Source organism: Leptothrix ochracea, assembly GCF_041083635.1.
Lineage (GTDB): Bacteria > Pseudomonadota > Gammaproteobacteria > Burkholderiales > Burkholderiaceae_C > Sphaerotilus > Sphaerotilus ochraceus.
On record NZ_JBFPHB010000030.1, the window covers coordinates 1 to 2716 of the forward strand.

The 2716-nt window shown below is 63.8% G+C and carries 3 protein-coding genes; 1 reads left to right on the plus strand and 2 read right to left on the minus strand.

Translation table 11 applies throughout. The annotated features are described in order from the left end of the window. Positions 1-160 precede the first annotated feature (160 nt). Positions 161-619 (minus strand): rhodanese-like domain-containing protein, encoded by a 459-nt coding sequence (locus tag AB3X39_RS10985; RefSeq protein ID WP_369417424.1) that lies wholly within the window; start codon positions 617-619, stop codon positions 161-163. Positions 620-678: 59 nt separating this feature from the next. On the opposite strand from AB3X39_RS10985, the gene AB3X39_RS10990 reads away from it, so the two are divergent. Further along, complete coding sequence (locus tag AB3X39_RS10990; RefSeq protein ID WP_369417425.1) at positions 679-1869, plus strand: MFS transporter; 1191 nt, start codon at positions 679-681, stop codon at positions 1867-1869. Here AB3X39_RS10990 and AB3X39_RS10995 read toward each other — a convergent pair. Then, positions 1826-2716 (minus strand): hydrogen peroxide-inducible genes activator (locus AB3X39_RS10995; protein ID WP_369417426.1); only part of this gene is annotated, 891 nt, incomplete at its 5' end. The two genes, AB3X39_RS10990 and AB3X39_RS10995, sit on opposite strands and share 44 nt — an antisense overlap.

Below are 2716 nucleotides of genomic sequence, written 5' to 3' on the forward strand. Positions count from 1 at the left end.
GAGCCTGGCGTTAAAGTGCTCTGGCGAGGCTTGCAGCGCTTGCTCGACATCTCCAACACTTGGCAACTTCTTCAACCCCACCCATCAACGTCAGATCAGTTGGAATTTGTGGGTAATGGATAGCTTTGAAAAAGGGGGCCGGGGGGATTTGTGTATAGCTTCAGCGCTGCGTGGGCTGCACTTTGGGCCAGCCGTTGGCGGTCCATTGGCTCATGCCGCCTTGGACGTAACGCACGTGGGTGTAGCCGCGTTCCCAGAGCGCTTCGGCGACTTTGCGGGAGCGGTTTTGGGTGTTGCACATCAAAAGCACGGGCTGATCTTTGGGGATCTCGGCCAAGCGGGCACCGATTTGGCTCATGGGTAAGAGGCGCGTGCCGGCGGCCACGCCGGTGGCGTGCTCGGCCGGTTCGCGGATGTCGAAGACGGGGACCTTGCCTTCTTTGAGCGTGGCGCGGACGGTTTCCAGATCAACAAATTTGCTGTTGCCGTTGTTGGTGGTGGTTGCGTTGGCGTTGGCCTGTGCCCACGCGGCGCTGACCAAGGTAGAACCAAGCACCATGGCGGCGGTGCGTTGAAGGAGGTGACGTCGTGGCATGGCGGGGTTGGGGAAGAACTTCATGCCATCTTTATACCCTAATGGGTATGTTGAGGTGCATTGTCATCTATAAACCTTGCCTTATGCATATTCATCTTTGGCTGTTGGCCGCCGCACAGGGCCTGTTTCTGACCAACAACGTGGTCTTCATCGCCATCAACGGCTTGGTCGGCATGACCCTGGCCCCACAGCCGTGGATGGCGACCTTGCCGGTGATGGGTTATGTGGTGGGCGGGGCGCTTTCAACCGGTTTGGTGGCGCGGGCGCAGCAGCGCTTGGGGCGGCAGCGTTCGTTCCAACTGGGTTTGCTGGTGGCGTTGATCTCGGCTGGGTTGTGTGGCTGGGCGGTGAGCGTGGGCAGTTTTTGGTTGCTGGTCGCAGCCACGGTGGTGGCGGGTTACTACAGCGCCAACGGCCAGCTGTATCGCTTCGCGGCGGCTGAGCTGGCCCCGTTGGCTGAGCGTGAAAAGGCGGTGTCCTTGGTGTTGGCGGGCGGCTTGATGGGCGCAGTGCTGGGCCCCAATCTGGCCAACCACACCCGCAACTGGCTGAGCACACCGTTTTTGGGAGCCTATGTCGCGTTGGCGGGGGTGGCGCTGCTGTCGATGGTGGTGATGGCTGGGGTGCGCTTTCCGGCGGTGCCGCAGACCACGGCCAAGGGGGACAGCGGTCGGCCGCTGGGGCAGATCATGCGGCAGCCCGCTTTCTTGGTCGCCACCCTCGGTGCGGCGCTGGGCTACGGCGTGATGAACCTGCTGATGGCGGCCACGCCGCTGGCGATGGATGTGTGTCGCATGCCTTTCAGCGATGTGGCGTGGGTGCTTGAGTGGCACGTCATCGGCATGTTCGCGCCGGGTTTTTTCACGGGCCACCTGATCAAGCGCTTGGGTGCGCTGCCGGTGATGGCACTGGGCGTGCTGCTCAACGCCGCTTGCATCGCGGTGGCGCTGTCGGGCCAAGCGTTGGTGCAGTTCGAAGTCGCCTTGTTTTTGCTCGGCGTGGGCTGGAACTTCCTCTTCACCGGCAGCACCACCTTGTCGATGCAAGGCTATCGCCCCGAGGAAAAAGACAAGGCCCAAGCGGCGATCAACTTCTGCGTTTTCGCCACCATGGCCGTGACCTCCTTCGCCTCCGGCGCCTTGGTCACCACCCAAGGCTGGACACTGCTCAACCTCGGCTCCTTGCTCCCCGTCGCCCTGACCGGCGCAGCGCTGGGCTGGTTGGGCTGGGTCAAGCGACGTGGGGTGATGGCAAGCTCGGCTCGGGCCAGCTGACCCCGCCCAAGGCGCAGGCTTGGATGGCTTGGTGCAGGGCGGTGATGGCTTCAGAGCGGGTGAAGCTGCGCCGCCAAGCCAGCACCACGCGGCGCGTGGGGGCGGGCTCGGTGAAGGGGATGTAGCGCACCAAGGGGTGGCCTTGGGTGTCGAGCGGCTGTTGGCTGGCGGGCGGCACCGAGAGCAGCGGCAGCACGGTGATGCCCATGCCTGAGGCCACCATGTGCTTGATGGTTTCGAGCGAGGAGCCTTCAAAGCTGCGCTGCATGCCGCCTTCGGTCGAGGGCAGCGCCGGGGTTGAAAAGCGGGCGAACTCGGGGCAGACCTCCAAGACGTGATCGCGAAAGCAATGGCCCGCGCCCAGCAGCAGCATGGTTTCTTGCTTGAGCTCGGTCGCCGAGAGGCTGGGCCGCTTGGCCAGCGGGTGCGCGCCGGGCACGGCGATGACGAAGGGCTCGTCGTAGAGCGGCATCATCGACAAGTTGGCGTCGGCAAAGGGCTCGGCCAAGATGGCGCAGTCGATCTCGCCGGTGCGCAGCATCTCCAGCAACTTGACGGTGAAGTTCTCGTGCAGCAACAGCGGCATCTGCGGCACCCGGGCGATGGCTTGGCGCACCAGCTCAGGCAACAGATACGGCCCAATCGTGTAGATGATGCCCAGCCGCAGCGCGCCTGAAAGCGGGTCTTTGCCGCGCCGCGCCAGCTCTTTGATCATGGCGGCGTTGTCCAGCGTCACCTGCGCTTGGCGCACGATCACCGCGCCCAAGGGCGTCACGCTCACCTCGTTGCCGCCACGCTCAAACAGTTTCAAGGCCAGCTCGTCTTCAAGCTTGCGCACCGCCACCGA